Annotated in this window: 17 protein-coding genes; 11 read left to right on the top strand and 6 right to left on the bottom strand. The window is 64.8% G+C overall.

Annotated elements, in window-relative coordinates:
- Window positions 1-10 precede the first annotated feature (10 nt).
- Window positions 11-1,111, bottom strand: a complete 1,101-nt coding sequence (gene gcvT, locus CH289_RS20675) for a glycine cleavage system aminomethyltransferase GcvT (protein WP_179276844.1) — start codon at window positions 1,109-1,111, stop codon at window positions 11-13.
- Window positions 1,112-1,219: 108 nt separating this feature from the next.
- Between gcvT and CH289_RS20670 the strand changes: the two genes are divergently transcribed.
- On the top strand, window positions 1,220-2,737 hold the full coding sequence (locus tag CH289_RS20670) for a leucyl aminopeptidase (protein ID WP_019665983.1): 1,518 nt from the start codon (window positions 1,220-1,222) through the stop codon (window positions 2,735-2,737).
- Window positions 2,738-2,801: 64 nt separating this feature from the next.
- On the opposite strand, the gene CH289_RS20665 is transcribed toward CH289_RS20670, so the two are convergent.
- A complete protein-coding gene (locus CH289_RS20665) occupies window positions 2,802-3,134 on the bottom strand; it encodes a hypothetical protein (protein WP_019665984.1) in 333 nt (110 codons plus the stop codon).
- A 421-nt stretch (window positions 3,135-3,555) separates the two neighbouring features.
- Here CH289_RS20665 and sucB point away from each other — a divergent pair, with 421 nt between their 5' ends.
- The 5 genes from sucB (at window position 3,556) to CH289_RS20640 (ending at window position 8,993) form a co-directional block, all read left to right on the top strand.
- On the top strand, window positions 3,556-5,316 hold the full coding sequence (sucB, locus tag CH289_RS20660; RefSeq protein ID WP_094728450.1) for a 2-oxoglutarate dehydrogenase, E2 component, dihydrolipoamide succinyltransferase: 1,761 nt from the start codon (window positions 3,556-3,558) through the stop codon (window positions 5,314-5,316).
- Window positions 5,317-5,465: 149 nt separating this feature from the next.
- The gene (locus CH289_RS20655; RefSeq protein WP_019665986.1) at window positions 5,466-6,356 is read left to right on the top strand and encodes a TIGR01777 family oxidoreductase; all 891 of its coding nucleotides are present in this window, start codon (window positions 5,466-5,468) and stop codon (window positions 6,354-6,356) included.
- Between the two features lie 38 nt (window positions 6,357-6,394).
- Window positions 6,395-7,159 (top strand): lipoyl(octanoyl) transferase LipB, encoded by a 765-nt coding sequence (gene lipB / locus CH289_RS20650; RefSeq protein WP_094728448.1) that lies wholly within the window; start codon window positions 6,395-6,397, stop codon window positions 7,157-7,159.
- A 10-nt stretch (window positions 7,160-7,169) separates the two neighbouring features.
- A complete protein-coding gene (gene lipA / locus CH289_RS20645) occupies window positions 7,170-8,183 on the top strand; it encodes a lipoyl synthase (RefSeq protein WP_026347929.1) in 1,014 nt (337 codons plus the stop codon).
- Window positions 8,184-8,237: 54 nt separating this feature from the next.
- Window positions 8,238-8,993: a DUF4191 domain-containing protein gene (locus CH289_RS20640; RefSeq protein WP_019665989.1), complete on the top strand. Its 756-nt coding sequence runs from the start codon at window positions 8,238-8,240 to the stop codon at window positions 8,991-8,993.
- Window positions 8,994-9,028: 35 nt separating this feature from the next.
- Here CH289_RS20640 and CH289_RS20635 read toward each other — a convergent pair whose 3' ends face one another.
- Window positions 9,029-9,499, bottom strand: coding sequence for an RDD family protein (locus CH289_RS20635; protein ID WP_019665990.1), 471 nt, complete (start codon window positions 9,497-9,499; stop codon window positions 9,029-9,031).
- Window positions 9,500-9,701: 202 nt separating this feature from the next.
- On the opposite strand from CH289_RS20635, the gene glnA (CH289_RS20630) reads away from it, so the two are divergent.
- The 5 genes from glnA (CH289_RS20630) (at window position 9,702) to CH289_RS20610 (ending at window position 14,973) form a co-directional block, all read left to right on the top strand.
- On the top strand, window positions 9,702-11,138 hold the full coding sequence (gene glnA, locus CH289_RS20630; RefSeq protein WP_019665991.1) for a type I glutamate--ammonia ligase: 1,437 nt from the start codon (window positions 9,702-9,704) through the stop codon (window positions 11,136-11,138).
- Window positions 11,139-11,338: 200 nt separating this feature from the next.
- Window positions 11,339-11,989, top strand: a complete 651-nt coding sequence (locus CH289_RS20625) for an ABC transporter permease (RefSeq protein WP_019665992.1) — start codon at window positions 11,339-11,341, stop codon at window positions 11,987-11,989.
- Window positions 11,982-13,172, top strand: a complete 1,191-nt coding sequence (locus CH289_RS20620; RefSeq protein ID WP_027498843.1) for an ABC transporter ATP-binding protein — start codon at window positions 11,982-11,984, stop codon at window positions 13,170-13,172. Before CH289_RS20625 ends, CH289_RS20620 begins: the two co-directional genes overlap by 8 nt.
- A 41-nt stretch (window positions 13,173-13,213) precedes the next feature.
- Window positions 13,214-13,990, top strand: coding sequence for an ABC transporter permease (locus CH289_RS20615; RefSeq protein ID WP_051104930.1), 777 nt, complete (start codon window positions 13,214-13,216; stop codon window positions 13,988-13,990).
- Window positions 13,991-14,004: 14 nt separating this feature from the next.
- Window positions 14,005-14,973, top strand: coding sequence for a glycine betaine ABC transporter substrate-binding protein (locus tag CH289_RS20610; RefSeq protein WP_037160278.1), 969 nt, complete (start codon window positions 14,005-14,007; stop codon window positions 14,971-14,973).
- Window positions 14,974-14,988: 15 nt separating this feature from the next.
- Here CH289_RS20610 and CH289_RS20605 read toward each other — a convergent pair whose 3' ends face one another.
- The 3 genes from CH289_RS20605 to CH289_RS20595 form a co-directional block, all read right to left on the bottom strand.
- On the bottom strand, window positions 14,989-18,024 hold the full coding sequence (locus CH289_RS20605) for a bifunctional [glutamine synthetase] adenylyltransferase/[glutamine synthetase]-adenylyl-L-tyrosine phosphorylase (protein ID WP_019665996.1): 3,036 nt from the start codon (window positions 18,022-18,024) through the stop codon (window positions 14,989-14,991).
- 99 nt (window positions 18,025-18,123) lie between these two features.
- The gene (glnA, locus tag CH289_RS20600; protein ID WP_019665997.1) at window positions 18,124-19,464 is read right to left on the bottom strand and encodes a type I glutamate--ammonia ligase; all 1,341 of its coding nucleotides are present in this window, start codon (window positions 19,462-19,464) and stop codon (window positions 18,124-18,126) included.
- A gap of 101 nt (window positions 19,465-19,565) precedes the next feature.
- Entirely contained in the window at window positions 19,566-21,170 is a 1,605-nt protein-coding gene (locus CH289_RS20595) for an alpha/beta hydrolase (protein WP_179276843.1), read from the bottom strand.
- Between the last annotated feature and the right edge of the window lie 16 nt (window positions 21,171-21,186).

Raw genomic sequence — 21,186 nt, 5'->3', positions numbered from 1 at the left:
ACACGGCTATTCACTTGGTGTTGGCGGAGACGAAGGGTGGAGCGACTACCTCGCACGCCAGGGCGCGGCCACGCACGTCGACCTCCACAGTGTCTCCCGGTGTCACCGCGGCGCTCGAATCGAGCAATGCAAGAGCGATTCCGACTCCGAGCGAGGGCGAGAAAGTGCCGGACGTGGTGATTCCGATCTGCTCTCCGCCGTGTGTGACGGTGAGGCCGGGGCGAAGGACACCTCGGTCGAGTGCCTTGACTCCACGGAGCACGCGCACGGGGCCTGCTGCCTTCTCCGCGGCGAGAGCGTTCTTGCCCCAGAACTGTTCCTTCTTCCAGCCGATCGCCCACCCGCAGCGGGCCTGGAGCGGGGATATGTCCAGCGACAGTTCGTGGCCGTGCAGTGGGTAACCCATCTCGGTGCGCAAGGTGTCTCGGGCACCGAGTCCGGCGACCTGCCCGCCGGCGCCTCGAACCTCGTCGGCCAGCGCGCGCAGCAGGGCTTCCGTGTCGGACCACGCGGGGATCAGTTCGTACCCGTGTTCTCCGGTGTAGCCGGTACGGCACACCCTCACCGACTTCCCCTGCCACGTCGCGTCCGCGAAGGCCATGTATTCCATGTTCGCCGGGAGGCCCAGCTTCTCCACGACTGCGCGTGATCCCGGACCCTGGACGGCGAGCACGCCGAAGTCTCGGTGCAGATCGGCGACGGTGACATCGTCGGGTGCCTGCGCCGCCAGCGCCGCGACTACCGCTGCGGTGTTGGCGGCATTCGGAACGAGGAACACCTCTTCGTCGCTCACGTAGTAGGCGATGAGGTCGTCGACGACCCCGCCGGACTCGGTGCAGCACAACGTGTACTGGGCTTTGCCCGGCCGGATGCGGCCGAGATCGTTGGTCAACGTCGCGTCGACGTATGCTGCTGCACCCGGTCCACTGACGATCGCCTTGCCGAGGTGGCTGACGTCGAAGACGCCGACGGATTCTCGAACGGCCTTGTGTTCGGCGACGACCCCGGCGTAGGACACCGGCATCTCCCAACCACCGAACGGTGCGAACGTGGCACCGAGTTCGACGTGAACGGTGTGCGCGGGACCTCGAACGAGCTCGGCTTCACTCATGGTCGCCAACGCTAGCGGACAACAGCCCTCGCGGCGGTGATCATCACCGAGGGGGTCACTACCATCGAAGCCGACCGACACAATCGATCCCTCTGTAGGAGCTGCCACGTGCCCTCGACTTCATCCCGCACTCTCGGACCCGAGCTGGCGCTGGCCGGCCGAATCGGCAAGAACGTCGACGTGCTCGTCGTCGCACTCAGCACGAGTGACGAAGGGCTGGAACTGCACACCGACGAGGACGTCTTCGACGACGCCGTCGCGACGACGTTGTTCGACGCGTTCGACAGCGTCGGCGCAACGGGCAAGGCGGACGAACTCACGCGCATTCCCGCGCCCTCCGCACTGGGTGTCTCCAGTGTTCTCGGTGTGGGCCTCGGCGCGTCGGCGGACATCGACGACGAGCGCATCCGGCGGTCGGCCGGCACCGCGGCTCGCGCACTGAGCGGTACGGGAACCGTTGCCACCACTCTGTCCTCGCTGGATCTCGGTGCGACCGCCGAGGGTTTCTACCTCGGCGCGTACACGTTCACCGAGTTCAAGTCCGCACTGTCCGCACCGGGTCCGGACGCAGGCCCGGTCGCTCGGGTCGAACTTCTCGTGGCGAATCCTCGTGCGCGTGAGCCGAAGTCGGAGCTGGCGCGGTCACTGGCCATTGCCGAGTCCGTCGCGCTCGCGCGTGACTTCGTCAACACTCCCCCGAGCCACCTCTACCCCGAGGAGTTCGCGGCGCGCGCCAAGGAACTGGGCACCGCGGCGGGTCTGAGTGTCCAGATTCTCGACGACAAAGCGCTGGAAAAGGGTGGGTACGGCGGCATCCACGGCGTCGGCAAGGGCTCGTCGAGGCTGCCGCGGCTTGTTCGGCTGAGCCATTCGGGAGGCAAGCGAAAGTCGAAGAAGGTCGCGCTCGTCGGCAAGGGCATCACGTTCGACACCGGCGGCATCTCCATCAAGCCTGCCGCGGGCATGGAGAACATGACGTCCGACATGGCCGGCGCCGCCGCCGTCATCGCGACGGTCATCCTCGCCGCCAAAGTCGGTCTCGCGCTCGACGTCGTCGCTACCGTTCCGATGGCGGAGAACATGCCGTCCGGGACCGCGCAGCGTCCCGGTGACGTGTTGACCCAGTACGGCGGCATCACCGTCGAGGTCATCAACACCGACGCCGAAGGACGTCTTGTTCTCGCCGACGCCATCGTGCGTGCCTGTGAGGACGACCCGGATTACCTGATCGACACGGCGACGCTGACCGGCGCGCAGGTCGTCGCGCTCGGCAACCGCACGCCTGGCGTCATGGGCACGGACGCGTTCCGTGACCGCGTCGCGGCGCTGTCGCAGGCCGTCGGCGAGGACGGTTGGGCTATGCCGTTGCCGAAGGAGATTCGCCGCGAACTGGATTCCAAGGTCGCGGATCTGGCGAACGTCACCAACGGTCGTGCGGGCGGAATGTTGGCGGCGGCACTGTTCCTGAAGGAGTTCGTCGCCGAGGGTGTCGAGTGGGCGCACATCGACGTCGCCGGTCCTGCCTACAACACGGGTGGGCCGTTCGGTTACATCGGCAAGGGCGGCACGGGTGTGCCGGTGCGGACGATGTTCGCAGTACTCGAAGACATCGTCGAGAACGGCTAGCCCCCGGCTATGTGAGTGGAAATGTAGGCCCTGGCCTACGGCTTGAGACCGCCTACATTTCCACTCACATACCTTCGGCTCGCTTGCGCAGGATCTTCTGCCGCGCGTCGTAGTCACGCATGCGCTGGGGGTAGCGGGTCTTGCGGACGTCGTAGACGGGAATCTTCAGGTCCGGGCCGATCTTTCGGATATCGCGCTCGTCGACGGCACGGCGCGTCCACTCGCCGTCGTTGGCTACCAGAACCACAGTGACAGGAGTCACTGTCGTCTTCGGTTCCACGTACGCCTCGACGCCGATCCTGGCCGCGGTCCAGTCCGCGAGGTACTGCGCGGTCGAGCCCTCCTTGGCTCGTCTACCTCCAGTGCCGCGTCGAGAGAAACGATCGAACAAGCCCACTGCTTGACTCCTGTCATCGGTGCGTCATTCTGTCGTCGCGGATCACGCACTTCGTGTTACTCACCAGTTTGCCAGTCCGAGATCAGCCCTCGGGGAACATGCGACGCCGAGGGATGGAAGGATGAAGGTAGAGGGTTCAACTCTCTCGTTGTCGAGAAAGATTGCCGATCGCGGATGGAAGGGCGTAGAGGTGCCAGCTGGAGTCAGCCGATCGTCTTCGGCCAACCGTCTCGCCACATCCGGTTCGGGCGCCCTGGCGCGGACGTCCGTCGACCACCTCGTCGCAATTAACGCAAGTATCGTCCGCGAACCTTGCAGCGCCAGCACAATAGTTTCAGCACTGGTTTCCACACACTGTTCTGCGACCACAAGTCGTAGGAACTGAATTTACCCGCATACAACTGTCGAGGAGTCAACAGACATGGCCTTCTCCGTCCAGATGCCAGCTCTTGGTGAGAGCGTCACCGAGGGAACTGTCACGAGGTGGCTCAAGCAGGAGGGCGACACCGTCGAGGTCGACGAACCGTTGCTCGAAGTATCGACGGACAAAGTCGATACCGAAATCCCGTCCCCCGCTGCTGGCGTTCTGACGAAGATCGTGGCTCAGGAAGACGACACCGTCGAGATCGGTGGCGAGCTCGCGCAGATCGGCGACGCAGGCGAAGAGTCCGCGCCCGCTGCAGAGCCCGAGGCAGCCGAGGAAGAGCCCACACCGGCCGCCGAGCCCGAGCCTCAGGCCGAGGAAGAGGCACCGGCAGAGGACGCGGCTCCCGCTGCGAAGTCCGACTCGAGCGGCTCGGGCACCCCGGTGAAGATGCCCGAGCTGGGCGAGTCCGTGACCGAAGGAACCGTCACGCGGTGGCTGAAGGCGGTCGGCGACGAGGTTGCGGTCGACGAGCCACTGCTCGAGGTCTCCACCGACAAGGTCGACACCGAGATTCCGTCCCCCGTCGCAGGCACGCTGCTCGAGATCAACGCCGAGGAAGACGACACCGTCGAGATCGGTGGTCAGCTCGCGGTGATCGGGTCCGGTGCACCGGCGGAGAAGGCCCCCGAGCCCGAGAAGGCTCCCGAGCCGGAGAAGAAGCCCGAGCCGGTCGCGGAAGCACCCAAGCAGGAAGCACCCAAGGAAGCCCCAAAGCAGGAAGCCCCGAAGGCAGAAGCTCCCAAGCAGGAAGCTCCCAAGCAGGAAGCTCCGAAGAAGCAGGAGTCCGCACCGTCCGGTGACGCGACTCCGTACGTGACTCCTCTCGTGCGCAAGCTCGCCGCGGACAACGATGTCGACCTCTCCGAGGTCAAGGGCACCGGTGTCGGCGGGCGTATCCGCAAGCAGGATGTGCTCGCCGCAGCGGAAGCGAAGAAGGCTCCCGCTCAGGCCGAGGCGCCGGCCGCGGCTCCCGCTGCCGCGTCCGCTCCGGCGGCTCCGGCTACCGCAGGCGTTCGCCCCGAGCTCGCTCACCTTCGCGGTACGACTCAGAAGATCAACCGCATCCGTCAGATCACGGCGAAGAAGACGCGTGAGTCGCTGCAGACCACGGCTCAGCTCACGCAGACGTTCGAGGTCGATGTCACGACGATCGCTGCGCTCCGCACGAAGGCGAAGTCGACGTTCTCCAAGAACGAGGGTGTCAACCTGACGTACCTGCCGTTCTTCGCGAAGGCGGTCGTCGAGGCACTCAAGGCGCACCCGAACGTCAATGCCAGCATCGACGAGGACAAGAAGGAGATCACGTACCACGCCGATGTCCACCTCGGTATCGCCGTGGACACCGATCAGGGTCTGCTCTCGCCCGTCATTCACAACGCGGGCGATCTGTCGCTGGCCGGCTTGGCTCGCGCCATCGCCGACATCGCGTCGCGTGCACGCTCCGGTGGCCTCAAGCCCGACGAGCTGTCCGGTGGCACGTTCACCATCACCAACATCGGTAGCCAGGGCGCGTTGTTCGACACGCCGATTCTGGTTCCGCCGCAGGCTGCGATGCTCGGTACCGGCGCGATCGTCAAGCGTCCGGTCGTCGTGAAGGATGCGGCGGGCAACGAGTCCATCGGTGTTCGTTCGATGGTCTACCTGCCGCTGACCTACGATCACCGCCTGGTCGACGGTGCGGATGCCGGTCGTTTCCTGACGACGATCAAGCAGCGTCTGGAAGATGCTTCGTTCGAGGCGGACCTGGGTATCTGATCCGACACGAGCGCGGCTGTGTCTGTATCGTGAGGTACCAGACATTCCGGACGTGATCGTCCTCGAACAATCGGGGTAGACCACACAATCGGGGCGCCACTCGCACTGCGGGTGGCGCCCCGAAACCGTCGAGAGGGGCGTCGAACACCATGCGCGTCGTCATTGCAGGTTCTTCGGGATTGATCGGTACCGCCCTGGTGGCGTCGTTGCGCGGACGAGGTCACGAGGTGTCCCGCCTCGTGCGTCGCGCACCGGCAGGGCCGGACGAATTCCAGTGGGATCCTCCGGCGGGAACGGTCGACGAGCGTGCACTTCGCTCGTGTGACGCCGTGGTGAATCTTTGCGGAGTCGGCATCGGTGACAAGCGGTGGTCCGGTGCGTACAAGCAGGAGGTCCGCGACAGCCGGATCACGCCCACCGAGGTGTTGGCGGGTGCCTGTGCGGAGCACGGGATCCCGACTCTCGTCAACGCCAGTGGCATCAACTTCTACGGCGACACCGGCGATCGCATCGTCGACGAATCGGACGGTGTCGGCGAGGGGTTCCTCGCCGAAGTGTGCCGCGACTGGGAACTCGCGACGGCCGATGCCGTCGCCGGCGGGGTACGGACGGTGATGCTCCGGAGCGGAGTGGTCCTGTCGCGCCGCGGCGGGATGATGGGCAAACTGCGCCCGCTGTATCTGCTCGCGCTCGGCGGTCGTCTGGGTAGCGGGCGTCAGTACTTTCCGTGGATCTCGTTGAAGGACGAGATCGGCGGGATCATCCACAGCATCGAGAACGACGCCGTGCGCGGTCCGGTGAACATGGTGGGTCCGGCTCCGGTCACCAATGCTCAGTTCAACAGCGCCTTTGCGCGAGCGATCAAGCGACCGGCACCCTGGGTGGTTCCCGGATTCGCGCTTCGTCTGGTGATCGGCGAGTTCGCCGAGGAAGCTATCCTCACCGGCCCGCGAGCCATCCCGAAGGTCCTCGAGGACACCGGGTTCACGTTCGAACACAACACTGTCGGCGAGGCGCTGCGCGCGGCCGTCGGGAGCTGATTCCGTTCGCGCGCAGGGTCGGCGTAACGTCGACGGTTATGACCGAAGGTGTTGTGTCCGCACGCGAAAGTTCCGACTCCATCGAGGTGTCCCGGCTCGGAACGGTCGATTATCTCGTCGCGTGGGATCGCCAGCGCGCACTCGCGGACATGCGCGCCGAGGGTGTCGGACGCGACACGTTGCTGCTGCTGGAACATCCGTCGGTGTACACCGCGGGACGGCGCACGTCGCCCGAGGATCGCCCGAAAGACGGTACGCCGGTCATCGAGGTCGACCGCGGCGGCAAGATCACCTGGCACGGCCCGGGCCAACTCGTCGGCTATCCGATCGTGAAGTTGGCGCAGCCGATCGACGTCGTGCGGTACGTCCGTCGTGTCGAGGAGGCTCTGATCGCCGTGTGCACGGATCTGGGCATCGACTGCGGACGCATCGACGGGCGATCGGGTGTGTGGCTCGCCTCCGAGGTCCGAGACGGAATTCTTCTGCCCGAGCGCAAGATCGCGGCCATCGGCGTTCGCGTGCAGCGCGGCGTCACGCTGCACGGGTTCTCGTTGAACTGCAATTCCTCGACGTCCGGGTTCGACGCCATCGTCCCGTGTGGCATTGCCGACGCGGGCGTCACGTCCCTCACGAGCGAGCTGGGCCGCGAGGTGACCGTCGACGACGTGATTGCTGCGGTCGTGGACGCGGTCACCGCTGCTCTCGACGGGTCTCTGCTGGTCAGCGAACACCCAGTAGCGCGCCCCGATGTGGTACAAGTCTCCACCAACCCGCAGTTCACCACCGTGAAGTTCGGCGCGTAGCATCGAAACCGTGACTGTGGCCCCAGAAGGACGCAAATTACTCCGCCTCGAGATCCGAAACGCGGAGACCCCGATCGAGCGCAAGCCCAACTGGATCAAGACCAAGGCCAAGATGGGTCCGGAGTATTCCGAACTCAAGGGGCTGGTCAAACGCGAGGGCTTGCACACGGTGTGCGAGGAAGCCGGATGCCCCAACATCTACGAATGCTGGGAAGACCGCGAGGCGACGTTCCTGATCGGCGGTGAGCAGTGCACCCGCCGCTGCGACTTCTGCCAGATCGACACCGGCAAGCCGGAGGATCTCGACCGCGACGAACCCCGCCGCGTCGCGGAAAGTGTCCAGGCGATGGGTCTGCGGTACTCGACCATCACCGGCGTCGCTCGTGACGATCTGGCCGACGGCGGCGCATGGCTGTACGCGGAGACGGTCCGCTACATCAAGAAGCTGAACCCGAACACCGGCGTCGAGCTCTTGATTCCGGATTTCAACGCTCGCCCCGAGCAGTTGGCCGAGGTGTTCTCCTCACGTCCCGAGGTGCTCGCGCACAACGTCGAGACGGTCCCCCGCATCTTCAAGCGAATCCGGCCCGCGTTCCGGTACCAGCGGTCGATGGACGTCATCACCGCGGCGCGCAACGACGGCCTCGTCACCAAGTCCAACCTGATCCTCGGCATGGGTGAGACCCCGGAAGAGGTCCAGGAAGCGATCCGCGACCTCCACGAGGCCGGATGCGACATCCTGACGATCACGCAGTACCTGCGTCCCTCCCCGCGGCACCACCCGGTCGAGCGTTGGGTCAAGCCGGAGGAGTTCGTCGAGCACTCCGATTACGCCACCGAGATCGGTTTCGCCGGTGTTCTCGCCGGTCCGTTGGTCCGTTCGTCGTACCGCGCCGGGCGTCTGTACGCGCAGGCCATGCAGCACCATGGACGTGAGCTGCCGGCGAGCATGGCGCACCTGGTCGAGGGCGGCGAAGCGTCGCAGGAAGCCAGTTCTCTGATGGCGCGTCTGGCGGCTCGCTGATCCACTCCCGGCGCGATGCATGACGACGGGATGTCGGGACGTATCCTGTGAAGCATGGCGAACGGCAGTAAAGCGGGCAAAGCAGGTAAGCCCAGCAAAGAAGCGAAAGCAGCAGCGAAGGCCGCTCGGAAGCAGGCGTCGAAAGAACGTCGCAGTCAGTTGTGGCAGGCGTTCCAGATGCAGCGGAAGGAAGACAAGGCTCTTCTTCCGCTGATGATCGGCGCGATCGTGGGAATCACGGTCATCGCGTTTCTGATCGGTTTGATCATCGGTATCGAATGGTTCCTGCTGCCGTTCGGTCTGCTCCTCGGCGTGCTCGCCGCGTTCATCATCTTCGGGCGTCGTGTCCAGAAGTCGGTGTACAAGAAGGCCGACGGCCAGGCCGGTGCGGCTGCCTGGGCGCTCGACAACCTTCGTGGCTCGTGGCGCGTCACCAACGCGATCGCCGGGACCACCCAGCTGGACGCTGTCCACCGGGTGATCGGCAAGCCGGGTGTCATTCTCGTCGCCGAAGGCGCCCCTCAGCGCGTGAAGTCACTTCTCGCTCAGGAGAAGAAGAAGACTGCCCGCCTCGTCGGAGACACCCCGATCTACGACATCGTCATCGGCAACGGGGACAATCAGATTCCGCTGTCGGGCCTGCAGAAGTACCTGGCGAAGCTTCCCAACAACATCGACAGCAAGCGCATGGACACCATCGAATCGCGTCTGTCGGCGTTGGGAACGAAGGGTGGGCCGGCGATGCCGAAGGGCCCGATTCCCGGTGGAGCGAAGATGAAGGGCGTTCAGCGCACCATCAAGCGCCGCTGACGATCGAACAATATCTCCAAGACGATGCTGCGCGGTCACCGACCGCGCAGCATCGCTGTTCCGGTGGCGCGATCATGCATGCCCCGGCCGTCGTGGTCGGAAATGATGGCCGGGAACACGAACAGGAGAAAGAACGTGCGGACGAGGGCTCGGACGAAGCCGACTCGAGCAGAGGCGTCGACGCGGGCCACCTGAATCCCGACGATCAACTGTCCAGGTGTGAACGAGAAGATGCTGACGGACGCAACACCGAGGACGAACCACACCAGAAGCGTGATGGTGGACATCGACTGTCCGATACCGGTGACGCTGATGATCAGTGCGGAAATGCCCATCGACATGAACCAGTCGACCAGGAGCGCGAGAGTTCGTCGACCGAGTCCCGCAACCGCACCCGGTCCGTCCTGCGGGAGACCGAGGCGTTCCCCGGGGAAGTTCTGTTCGGTTCCGTCGTCGGGCATCGCCGCGTTCGGGCCGGACAACCAGGAACCTGTCATTCGTGCCATGCACTCCAGGATAGGCGCCGCGCGGGACCGACCCGGACACCGTCACCGTAGTGTGTTCGGGAGAGCACGACGCAGTGCGTCGTCGCTCACGGTTACATGCAGAGAGCACGACGTGTAACACGGGCGAAACACAGCCTTGACTGGTGGGCAACACCAGGTCCATAACGTGCAGGTCGACGGAATTCGACAAAGGAGTAAAAGCGTGGCGTTCACCACGGCCGAAGAGGTCATCAAGTTCATCGCCGACGAGAACATCGAGTACGTGGACATCCGTTTCACGGATCTCCCCGGCACCCAGCAGCACTTCTCCATCCCGGCGTCGGCGTTCAACAAGGATGTCTTCGAAGACGGTCTGGCCTTCGACGGTTCGTCCGTCCGCGGCTTCCAGTCCATCCACGAGTCGGACATGATGCTTCTCCCCGACGTGACGACCGCGCAGGTCGATCCGTTCCGCGCCGCGAAGACTCTGAACATCGACTTCTTCGTGCACGACCCGTTCACGCGTGAGAGCTACAGCCGCGACCCGCGCAACGTCGCACGCAAGGCCGAGGAGTACTTGGTCTCCACCGGCATCGCCGACACCGCCTACTTCGGCGCCGAGGCCGAGTTCTACATCTTCGACTCGGTTCGCTACGACTCCGGCATCAACGGTGCGTTCTACGAGCTCGATTCGGTGTCGGGCTCCTGGAACACCGGTGTCGAGGCCAACGCCGACGGCAGCCCCAACCTCGGCTACAAGGTTCGCCCCAAGGGCGGATACTTCCCCGTTGCACCGTACGACCACTACGTCGACCTGCGCGACGAGATCTCGACCAACCTGCAGAACGCAGGCTTCGAACTCGAGCGCGGTCACCACGAGGTCGGCACCGGTGGCCAGGCCGAGATCAACTACAAGTTCAACACGCTGCTCGCAGCCGCGGACGACCTGCAGCTGTTCAAGTACATCGTGAAGAACACCGCATGGAAGCACGGCAAGTCGGCGACGTTCATGCCGAAGCCTCTCTTCGGTGACAACGGCTCGGGCATGCACGTTCACCAGTCGCTGTGGAAGGACGGCAAGCCGCTGTTCCACGACGAGGCCGGATACGCCGGACTGTCGGACCTGGCTCGCCACTACATCGGCGGCATCCTGCACCACGCTCCGTCGCTGTTGGCCTTCACCAACCCGACGATCAACTCCTACCACCGCCTGGTGCCGGGCTACGAGGCTCCCATCAACCTCGTGTACAGCCAGCGCAACCGCTCCGCCGCCGTGCGTATCCCGATCACGGGCAACAACCCGAAGGCCAAGCGCCTCGAGTTCCGTGCACCGGACAGCTCGGGCAACCCGTACCTCAACTTCGCCGCGCAGATGATGGCCGGTCTCGACGGAATCAAGAACAAGATCGAGCCGCTCGCTCCCGTCGACAAGGATCTCTACGAGTTGCCGCCCGAGGAGGCCAAGAACATTCCTCAGGCACCGACGTCGCTGAACGCCGTCATCGATCGCCTCGAGTCCGATCACGAGTACCTGACCGAGGGTGGCGTCTTCACCACCGACCTCATCGAGACCTGGATCTCGCTCAAGCGTGAGCAGGAAATCGCTCCGGTCAACCTGCGCCCGCACCCGTACGAGTTCCAGCTCTACTACGACGTGTGATCTGCGCGTAAGCGCTCGTCCAGAACACCGAACCGCCCGTCCTGCGTTCACGCAGGGCGGGCGGTTTCGTGTGTACGGAAGGTAACGACTTTCTGAAAAAAGGTTTGCCATCACGCTCGTCAAGCCATTCTCGATGGGTCGGATTGTCCGTCGTCACCGAAAAAGACCGGTGAACGGGAAAAGAGGGTGGCAGCACCACAATGGACACGCTCTGGAATTTCGTATCGGTCAGGCGGCAACAATTGCTGACCGACTCGTACCTTCACGTCTCGGCGGTGGTGCAATCCATCGTCATCGCAACGATTCTTGCGGTCGCGATCGGTGTGCTCGTGTACCGCTCCCCTGCAGGCTCGGCAATCGCCACAGCACTGGCGAGCACCGTGCTCACCATTCCTTCGTTCGCCCTCCTGGGCCTGTTGATTCCTATCCTGGGTCTCGGCGTCGCGCCGACGATCACCGCACTGGTGCTGTACGCACTGCTTCCCATCATCAGGAACACCATCATCGGGCTCGCTTCGGTGGACCCGGCGGTCACGGACGCCGCCAAGGGCGTCGGATTGAACCGAGGGCGAGTTCTGGCACGAATCGAGATGCCACTGGCCTGGCCGTCGATCCTCGCGGGTATGCGCGTGAGCACCCAGATGATCTTCGGCATCCTCGCGATCGCTGCGTACGCGAAGGGCCCGGGGCTCGGGAACCTCATCTTCTCCGGACTTTCGCGCGTCGGCAGCCCCAACGCTGTCCCGCAAGCACTGGTCGGAACAGTTCTGATCGTCATCCTTGCTCTGATCCTCGACGGCATCCTCGTCCTGGTCGGCAAGCTCACCACCTCGAGGGGTCTTCGTGTCTAACTCAACCAACCAGCACGTCTCGGGAGTCGACATCGTGCTCGACTCGGTCAGCAAGCGATACCCCGGTCAGGACACGGCCGCCGTCGACAACGTGTCGCTGACGGTTCCCGCCGGCGAGACCGTCGTGTTCGTCGGTCCGTCGGGATGCGGTAAGACGACGACCATGCGGATGATCAACCGCTTGATCGAGCCGTCGTCGGGAACCATCACCATCGACGGCAAGGACGCCTTGAGCATCGACGCCGACGAACTGCGACGCGGAATCGGCTATTCGATCCAGCAGGCCGGTCTCTTTCCACACATGACCATCGCGAAGAACGTTGCGACAGTCCCTGGCCTGATCGGCTGGGACAAGAAACGCATCTCCGAGCGCACCGACGAGATGCTGGATCTCGTGGGACTCGACCCGGACACGTACCGAAACAGGTACCCGCGGCAGTTGTCCGGTGGCCAGCAGCAACGTGTCGGCGTCGCACGCGCGTTGGCCGCCGATCCCCCGGTACTGCTGATGGACGAACCGTTCGGTGCGGTAGACCCCATCACCCGAGGTCTGCTGCAGGACGAGTTGATGCGTTTGCAGAGTGAGCTGGGCAAGACCATCGTGTTCGTCACGCACGACTTCAACGAGGCGGTCAAGCTCGGCGACAGGATCGCGGTACTCGGAAACCAGTCGTCGATCATGCAGTACGACACGCCCGAGGCCATTCTCGCCAACCCTGCGAACGACACGGTCGCCGGATTCGTCGGTGCGGATGCTTCCCTGAAACAGTTGACACTGACCAGAATTCGTGACGTCCGCTTGCTGCAATGCCCGACGGCCAGGGAATCCGATCCGGTCGACGACATTCGCACCAAGATCTCGTCACGAAAGTGGCAGTGGGGATTGATTCTCGACGACCGGAACCGCCCGCTCCGGTGGGTCTCCCCCGGTCATCTGGCGACGGCATCGTCGCTGCGCGGCGTCGGCGTTCCGATCGGCGAACTCGTCTCCATCCAGTCGACGTTGCAGGACGGACTGGAAGCACTGCTCGCCGAGAGCACGGCGTCCACGGTGGTCACCGGCCCACGCGGGGAATACGTCGGTCTGATCTCCATCGACACGCTCGTCGGGCATCTGCAGAAGATGCGCGAAGCGCACGAGCACGATCACGACGACCAGGAAGAACAGGTCAGCCAGTCATGACCACGGCAGAACGGACGACGTCCACGCCCGAGGCGCCGGACATGGAAACGGAACCCGACGAGGGTGCCTCGGAGCGCGGCGCATCCAAACGCGCCGAGCGCATTCGGCTGCTGGTCCAACCGGCGCTCGTCGTGGTGCTGGTCGCGGGCGTGCTGATCTGGGCCTTCAGTCGTGATCTCACGGCGACGCAGCAGGGCAGTATCAGCGTCTCGAACATTCTCACTCTGACCTGGCAGCACATCCTGATCACGGCGGCCGTGGTCGTCATCGTCGTTGCGTTGGCAGTTCCGTTGGGCACGGTACTCACTCGACCGGGGTACACCAAGCTTGCCCCGTTCTTCGTCGGCATCGCCAACATCGGTGCCGCCGCTCCTGCCATCGGCCTGCTCGTCCTGTTCTATCTCGCCACGCGACAGACCGGATTCTGGATCGGTGTGCTGCCCATCGCCTTCTATTCGTTGCTTCCGGTGCTGCGCAACACGATTCTGGGTTATCAGGAAGTGGACCGGACGTTGATCGACGCCGGTCGAGGCCAGGGCATGTCGCCGATGACGGTGCTGCGCAGAATCGAGTTCCCGTTGGCCGTTCCCTACATTCTGGCTGGTCTTCGTACGTCGCTGGTCCTGGCGGTCGGCACCGCGACGCTGTGTTTCCTCGTCAGCGCAGGTGGGTTGGGAATTCTCATCGACACCGGATACAAGTTGCGCGACAACGTGACTCTCGTCGTCGGTGCAGTGCTGGCGGTATCGCTCGCGTTGTTCATCGACTGGCTGGGCGCATTGGCGGAGCAGTTCCTCGGACCTCGGGGACTGCGATGAGAAGAACGACGAGCATGAGACGGACCGCCGTTGCCGTCGCCCTGTGCGGCGCACTGATGACCGGGTGCGGCCTCGAATCCGGAGGCGCTCTGCCTCTGGCCGTCGGCCCCGGCAGTATCGAGCCCGTCCCGGAGCTGGACGGCGTCAAGGTCACTGTGGGATCCAAGGACTTCACGGAGCAGATCACCCTCGGCTACATCATCGAATTCGCACTGTCCGCGGCAGGCGCCGATGTCCGTGACCTCACCAACATCCAAGGGTCCAACAGCACCCGGGAGGCGCAGCTCGCCGGTCAGATCGATCTGACGTACGAGTACACGGGAACGGGGTGGATCAACTACCTGGGCAACGAAACTCCGCTTCCCGACTCGCAGCAGCAGTACGAAGCAGTCCGCGATGCCGACTTGGAAGCGAACGACATGGTGTGGGCCGTGCCCGCCCCGATGAACAACACCTATGCCCTCGCGATGAACAGGCAGACAGCCGAGCAGACCGGGATCCGCACCCTGTCGGATTACGCGGAGTTGGTCCGCACCGACCCGGCAGCGGCAACCACGTGCGTCGAAACCGAATTCAACGTCCGTCAGGACGGATATCCGGGCATGGCCGCGAAGTACGAGTTCGACCCCGGTGCCGCGCCGCGCCAGATCCTGCAAACCGGCATCATCTACCAGGCCACCGCAGACGGAACACAGTGCAAGTTCGGTGAGGTGTTCACCACCGACGGGCGCATCATCGCCCTCGATCTGGTTCTGCTCGAGGACGATCGAGCGTTCTTCCCCAAGTACAATCCGGCCCTGGTGATGAAAAAGGCCTTCGCCGACGCGCACCCACAGGTCGCCGAGGTCATGGCACCGATCTCGGAGAAATTGACCGATCAGGTGATGACCGAACTCAACCGGCAGGTCGACGTCGAGGGCATCGAGCCCGCCGACGCCGCCCGCGACTGGTTGGTGTCGGAGGGCTTCGTCACCGCGCAGTGACGGACGGGCGGGCCTTCACGCTCCGAAGGTCCGCTCCACCACTGCCTTGGCGCGACGCGTCACTCGCAGGTAGTTGTCGAGGAAGGCTCCGGCGTCGCCGTTGTCCCAGCCGGCGACCTTGGCCACCGCGGAGAGCACGTGGCCCGGTCGAGGCAGCTGGTCGGTCGGTTTGCCACGGACGAGGACGAGCGCGTTGCGGGCCTTCGTCGCGAGAATCCATGCTTCGCGCAGCAATTCGACATCGGTTTCGCTCATCAGCTCTGCTGCACCGATGGCGTCCAGGCTCTGCAGCGTGGACGTGTTGTGCAATGACTTGACGTCGTGTGCATGTCGCAGCTGGATCAGCTGCACGGTCCACTCGATGTCTGCCAGCCCGCCGCGGCCCAGTTTGGTGTGTGTGGCAGGGTCGGCGCCCTTGGGCAGTCTCTCGGAGTCGATGCGCGCCTTGATCCGTCGGATCTCGCGGACAGCGTCCTGAGACACCCCGCCTTCCGGGTAGCGAATCCTGTCCACCATCAGCAGGAACCGGATGCCGAGGTCCTCGTCACCCGCGACCTGGTGAGCACGCAGAAGCGCCTGAACTTCCCATGCCTGCGCCCACTGGGCGTAGTACGCCTCGTAGGAGGCGAGCGTACGAACCACGGGGCCGTTGCGACCTTCGGGACGAAGGCCGGTGTCGACCTCGAGCGGCGGGTCGGTGCTCGGCGCTCCGAGCAGTTTGCGGATCTTGTCGGCGATGCCGTTGGCCCACTTGACGGCAGCGCTGTCGTCGGCACCTTCCGCCGGCTCGCACACGAACAACACGTCGGCGTCGCTGCCGTACCCGAGTTCACCGCCGCCGAGTCGCCCCATTCCGATGACCGCGAGCGTTGCCGGTGCCGGCTCGCCCCGCTCGGCGACGCTGGACCGAACGGCCGCGGCGAGAGCCGCGTTGATGACTGCTGCCCACACCGACGACAGTGCCCGGCAGACCTGCGGCACGTCGAGCATGCCGAGAATGTCCGCGGAGGCGACGCGAGCGAGTTCGTGACGGCGCAGAGCGCGTGCGGCGTTGATTGCACGGACCGGGTCCTCGTAGCGTCCCGACGACGACAGGATCGCGCGATACGTCTCCTCGGGTTCGGCGTCGAGCAGACGTGGTCCGCTGGGACCGTCCGCGTACAGACGGATGACCTCGGGCGCCTTGATCAGCAGTTCCGGGACGTATGCGGACGAACCGAGCACGATCATCAGACGCTGCGCCACAGCACCCTCGTCGCGCAGAGTGCGCAGGAACCACGTCTGCTCGCTCGCCGCCTCGGACAGTCGACGATAGTTGAGCAACCCAGCGTCCGGGTCCGGGGTGTCGGCGAGCCATTCCAACAACGTCGGCAACAGCACCGCTTGGATCTGACCGCGCCGCGCTCCCCCACCGACCAACGCGCGAAGGTGCCCGAGTGCATTTTCCGGTGCCGCGTATCCGAGCGCTGCGAGCTGCCGAATCGCGGCGTCGGGCGTCAACCGCACCGTGTCGGAGTCGAATCGGACCACCGAGTCGAGCAACGGCCGGTAGAACAGTTTCGCGTGGAGCCTGCGGATCCGCTGCGCGTTGCGCTTGATCTCCGCGGCCAGCACACCGAGCGCATCTCGATTGCCGTCGGGCCGCATGTGCGCGGCCCGTGCCAGCCACCTCAATGCTTCCTCGTCGTCGGGCGGAGGCAAGGTGTGTGTTCGCTTCATCCGCTGCAGTTGCAGGCGATGCTCGATGAGGCGCAGGAACTCGTAGGACGCAGTGAGATTGGCCGCATCGTCGCGGCCGATGTACCCGCCGTCGGTCAACGCCGTCAGCGCATCGGTCGTCCCCAGCACGCGCAACGACTCGTCGGTGCGGCCGTGCACGAGTTGGAGCAACTGCACGGCGAACTCGACATCGCGAAGGCTGCCACGTCCGAGTTTGATCTCTCGTTCGCGCAGTTCCGGTGGGACCATTTCCTCGACCCGACGGCGCATCGCCCGAACCTCGGGAACGAAGTCCTCTCGCTGCGACGCCAGCCAGACCATCGGATTCAACGCGGCGACGTAGCTGTGCCCGAGTTCCATGTCTCCGGTCATCGGACGTGCCTTGAGCAACGCCTGGAACTCCCACGTCTTGGCCCAGCGCTTGTAGTAGGCGACGTGCGAATCCAGTGTCCGCACCAGTTCGCCACGTTTGCCCTCGGGGCGCAGCGCAGCGTCGACCTCGAAGAACGCGGACGAGCCGATTCGCATCATTTCGCCTGCGATCCGGCTGGCGGTCGCATCCGCGGGTTCGGCGACGAACACGACGTCGACGTCGGAGACGTAGTTCAGTTCTCGGGCACCGCATTTGCCCATCGCGATGACGGCGATGCGGCTGGGGCACGGTTTGTCCGGGCAGGCGGTGGCGATGGCCACGGCGAGAGCTGCGGTGAGGGCGGCGTCGGCCATGTCCGAGAGTTGATTGCCGACGAGCTGGTACGGCAGAACGGGTTCGTTCTCGACGGTGGCGGCCAGATCGGCGGCCGCCAGCACCATCACCTGGTCGCGGTAGGTCTTCCTCAGCGCGACAACGGCTTCCGGTCCGGTGACGGACGCTCGATACAGTTCGGGGGACGCATGTTCCCCGGTCTCCGGGCTAGCCTGCACCGCTGCGAGCAACTGTTCGGTGAGCTGCTGCTTGCTCGGCAGGTCTATCCGACCGGTGGACTTGCCGTCGGGCGAGGCGAGCAGGCGCCACGACTGCGGATCGGAGACGAGGTGGTCCGCGAGGGCGCTCGACGCACCCACCAACCCGAAGAGCCGACCGCGAAGACCCTTGTCCGTCCGCAGTGCGGAGTCCAACTCGGCGAACTTGTCACCGAGTGCATCGTTCAACCGGACGACGGTGCGGAGCGCGAGGTCGGCGTTGGCTGCCCGCGAGAGCGACCACAACAGTTCGAGGCTGTCCTCGTCCACCCATCCGAGCGTGCGGAGGTCGGTGGGCGCGGTGGATTCGACCAGTCCCAGCCGTCCTGCGCCGGGAACAACCGAACGTGACGTCGGTGGACGCACCATCAGCGAACACCTCGACTCTGGCGTGACACCTGATTCACCTCACCGCGGGGGGAAACTACCTCGAACGGGTAAAACCTAGCCCATCGGCGCCCGTCCGATTCACAACCCCAGGTACGCCTTCAATTCGTACGGGGTGACATGACTGCGGTATTCCTCCCACTCGCGACGTTTGTTGCGGAGGAAGAAGTCGAAGACGTGCTCGCCGAGAGCCTCGGCGACGAGCTCCGAGTTCTCCATCGCGTTGAGGGCCTGATCGAGATTGCCCGGAAGCTCCTTGTAGCCCATCGCACGCCGTTCGGCGGACGTCAGTGCCCACACGTCTTCCTCGGCCTCGGGGGGCAACGTGTAGCCCTTCTCGATGCCGCGCAGACCGGCAGCGAGCAACACCGCGAAGGCCAGGTACGGGTTGCACGCAGAATCAGGGCTTCGGATCTCGACGCGACGCGAGGACGCCTTGTTGGGCGTGTACATCGGGACGCGAATGAGAGCGGATCGGTTCGCCGGGCCCCACGACGCCGCCGTCGGTGCCTCACCGCCGCGGACCAGACGCTTGTAGGAGTTGACCCACTGGTTGGTCACGGCACTGATCTCGTTGGCGTGCTCGAGAATGCCTGCGATGAACGACTTGCCGGTCTCCGACAACTGCATCGGATCGTCCGGGTTGTGGAACGCGTTGGCGTCTCCCTCGAAGAGACTCATGTGAGTGTGCATCGCCGAGCCGGCCTGGTCGCTGAACGGCTTGGGCATGAACGTCGCGCGGACGCCCTCTTCGATCGCGACCTCTTTGACCACGTAGCGGAACGTCATGATGTTGTCGGCCATCGACAGCGCGTCGGCGTAGCGGAGATCGATCTCCTGCTGACCGGGCGCTGCCTCGTGGTGGCTGAACTCGACCGAGATACCCATCGACTCGAGCGCGTCGATGGCGTGGCGACGGAAGTTCGGCGCCGAGTCGTGCACGGCCTGGTCGAAGTAGCCGCCGTTGTCCGCAGGCGTGGGCGGAGACCCGTCTTCGGGGCTGTCCTTGAGGAGGAAGAACTCGATCTCGGGGTGCACGTAGCAACTGAACCCGAGGTCGGCGGCCTTGCTCAGCTGACGGCGCAGCACGTGGCGCGAATCGGCCCAGGACGGCGAGCCGTCGGGCATCGCGATGTCGCAGAACATGCGCGCGGAGTGCTGGTGACCCTTGCTCGTGGACCACGGCAGGATCTGGAACGTCGACGGATCCGGCTTGGCGACGGTGTCGGCCTCCGAGACGCGTGCGAAGCCTTCGATGGCGCTGCCGTCGAAGCCGATGCCTTCGTCGAACGCTCCTTCGAGTTCCGCCGGCGCGATCGCGACGGATTTCAGGTACCCCAGAACGTCGGTGAACCACAGGCGGACGAAACGGATGTCCCGCTCCTCCAGTGTCCGGAGCACGAATTCCTTTTGGCGATCCATGTCCGCGAGACTAAGCAAACCGCGTTAAATCTGTGTTACATCGTGAATTCGGTCTCACTGCGGGGAGCTCTCACCTGGGGAAGAACACCCGTGAAGTTCCGTCAGCACACCAAATCGTTACCTGGCGGGGTCAGATCGACGAGGTAGTCGACCACCGGTTCGTCGACGCAGTTCTCGCCGGAGAACGCAACCGTGTGCTGGGCCCCGTCGAACGTGATCAGGTCCGCGTCCAGTTGACGGGCAAGTTCGACGCCTGCCTGGTACGGCGTCGCCGGGTCGAAGGTCGTCGAGATCACGACCAGTTTCGGAAGTCCCTCGGCCGAGATCGTGTAGGGAGTGCTGGTGTTGGGGACGGGCCAGAACGCGCAGACATCGAGCGGTGCGTTTCCGGTTCCGCGTCCGTCGTCGAGGAAAGGAGCAGCTTCCCGATACCGTCGGTCTGCTTCTCCGGCCTCGGCGCGGTCGGTGGTCGGTGGATCGTCGACGCAGCGGATGGCGTTGAACGCGTCGTCCAGATTGGAGTAGGTGCCGTCGTCGAGACGGCCACTGTAGGTGTCGGCAAGGCGGAGCAAGGTGTCTCCCCTGCCCTCCTGCAGTTCCGCCAGGCCCACACGCAGGATCCGCCACAGGCTCTGCGAGTACAGGGCTTGCTGCGTTCCGGTGATCGCGTCGTCGTAACCGAGTCCGCGCGGATCCGTGGTGGCGGCGGGCGTTTGGATCAGTGGGTCGACGAGCTCCCTGAACGTCCGGTCCGCGGCGGCCGGGTCCGGCCCGAGAGGGCACGCCTCGCTCTGTGCGCAGTCCTCGGCGAACGCCTCGAATGCGCCTTGGAACGCAGCTCCTTGCTCGACGGCCTCGTCGACGGGGCTCTGCTCGGGATCGAGTGCACCGTCGAGAACCATGGCGCGGACTCTGTCCGGGAACGCTTCCGCGTAGGCGGCGCCGATCCGCGTTCCGTACGAATAGCCGAGGTAGGTGAGCTTCTCGTCGCCCAGAACCGATCGGATGACGTCCATGTCCTGCACGACCTCACGGGTACCGACGTGTTCGAGTACGTCGGCACCTGTTCGCTCGACGCATTTCGCGGCGTACTCGCGATGATCGTTCTCCACTGCGGCGATGCCTTCGGGCGAGACGTCGACGTCCGGCTCGGCGCGTTCGAGGTCGGTTTCTTCCGCGGTGAGGCACCGAACTGCGGGCGTCGACGCGCCGATTCCGCGGGGGTCGAAGCCGATTCGGTCGAAGTTCTCCGCGAGTGCGGTGTCCTCGGCCTGGGTGGCGAGGTACAAACCGGACGACCCGGGTCCGCCCGGGTTGAAGAGTATGGATCCGGTGCGCTCACCCGACGCCTGCACGCGGGACACCGCGATCTGTGCTGTCGGGCCGTCCGGGTCCTGGTAGTCGAGCGGAACGGTCACACGGGCGCACTCGACGGAACTTCCGAGCACGGTTCCATCGGTGTTGTAGTCGTCGCACGATCCCCAGTCGAGTTCCTGCGTGTAATAACGCTCGAGACCTGCTGGGATCACGCCGGCACCTGGCGACGCCGACGCAGTGTTCTCCGGCAGCGGCGTGCCCGACTCGACGTCGGCGCTCCCGCAGCCGGCAGCCACCGTCACCGCGACAGCACCGAGGGCTGTCGCCACCGTTAGTCCGTGACGCCGTCCGTGGCGGGTACGTGCTGTCGGATCCGAGGAGACGCTCATGAGGTGAAATCGTGCC

The sequence above is a fragment of the Rhodococcus sp. RS1C4 genome, assembly GCF_002258225.1.
In the GTDB taxonomy this organism is placed as follows: Bacteria; Actinomycetota; Actinomycetes; order Mycobacteriales; family Mycobacteriaceae; genus Rhodococcoides; species Rhodococcoides fascians_E.
Note: the sequence above shows the minus strand (reverse complement) of the source record. Positions and strands in the feature narration are given on the sequence as shown.

Coding starts and splice junctions, on each gene's coding strand:
- lipB (WP_094728448.1), top strand. CDS start 6,395: ATGACCGAAGGTGTTGTGTCCGCACGCGAAAGTTCCGACTCCATCGAG.
- CH289_RS20610 (WP_037160278.1), top strand. CDS start 14,005: ATGAGACGGACCGCCGTTGCCGTCGCCCTGTGCGGCGCACTGATGACC.
- CH289_RS20640 (WP_019665989.1), top strand. CDS start 8,238: ATGGCGAACGGCAGTAAAGCGGGCAAAGCAGGTAAGCCCAGCAAAGAA.
- CH289_RS20605 (WP_019665996.1), bottom strand. CDS start 18,024: ATGGTGCGTCCACCGACGTCACGTTCGGTTGTTCCCGGCGCAGGACGG.
- sucB (WP_094728450.1), top strand. CDS start 3,556: ATGGCCTTCTCCGTCCAGATGCCAGCTCTTGGTGAGAGCGTCACCGAG.
- CH289_RS20615 (WP_051104930.1), top strand. CDS start 13,214: ATGGAAACGGAACCCGACGAGGGTGCCTCGGAGCGCGGCGCATCCAAA.
- CH289_RS20625 (WP_019665992.1), top strand. CDS start 11,339: ATGGACACGCTCTGGAATTTCGTATCGGTCAGGCGGCAACAATTGCTG.
- CH289_RS20635 (WP_019665990.1), bottom strand. CDS start 9,499: ATGGCACGAATGACAGGTTCCTGGTTGTCCGGCCCGAACGCGGCGATG.
- CH289_RS20655 (WP_019665986.1), top strand. CDS start 5,466: ATGCGCGTCGTCATTGCAGGTTCTTCGGGATTGATCGGTACCGCCCTG.
- CH289_RS20595 (WP_179276843.1), bottom strand. CDS start 21,170: ATGAGCGTCTCCTCGGATCCGACAGCACGTACCCGCCACGGACGGCGT.
- glnA (WP_019665997.1), bottom strand. CDS start 19,464: ATGGATCGCCAAAAGGAATTCGTGCTCCGGACACTGGAGGAGCGGGAC.
- gcvT (WP_179276844.1), bottom strand. CDS start 1,111: ATGAGTGAAGCCGAGCTCGTTCGAGGTCCCGCGCACACCGTTCACGTC.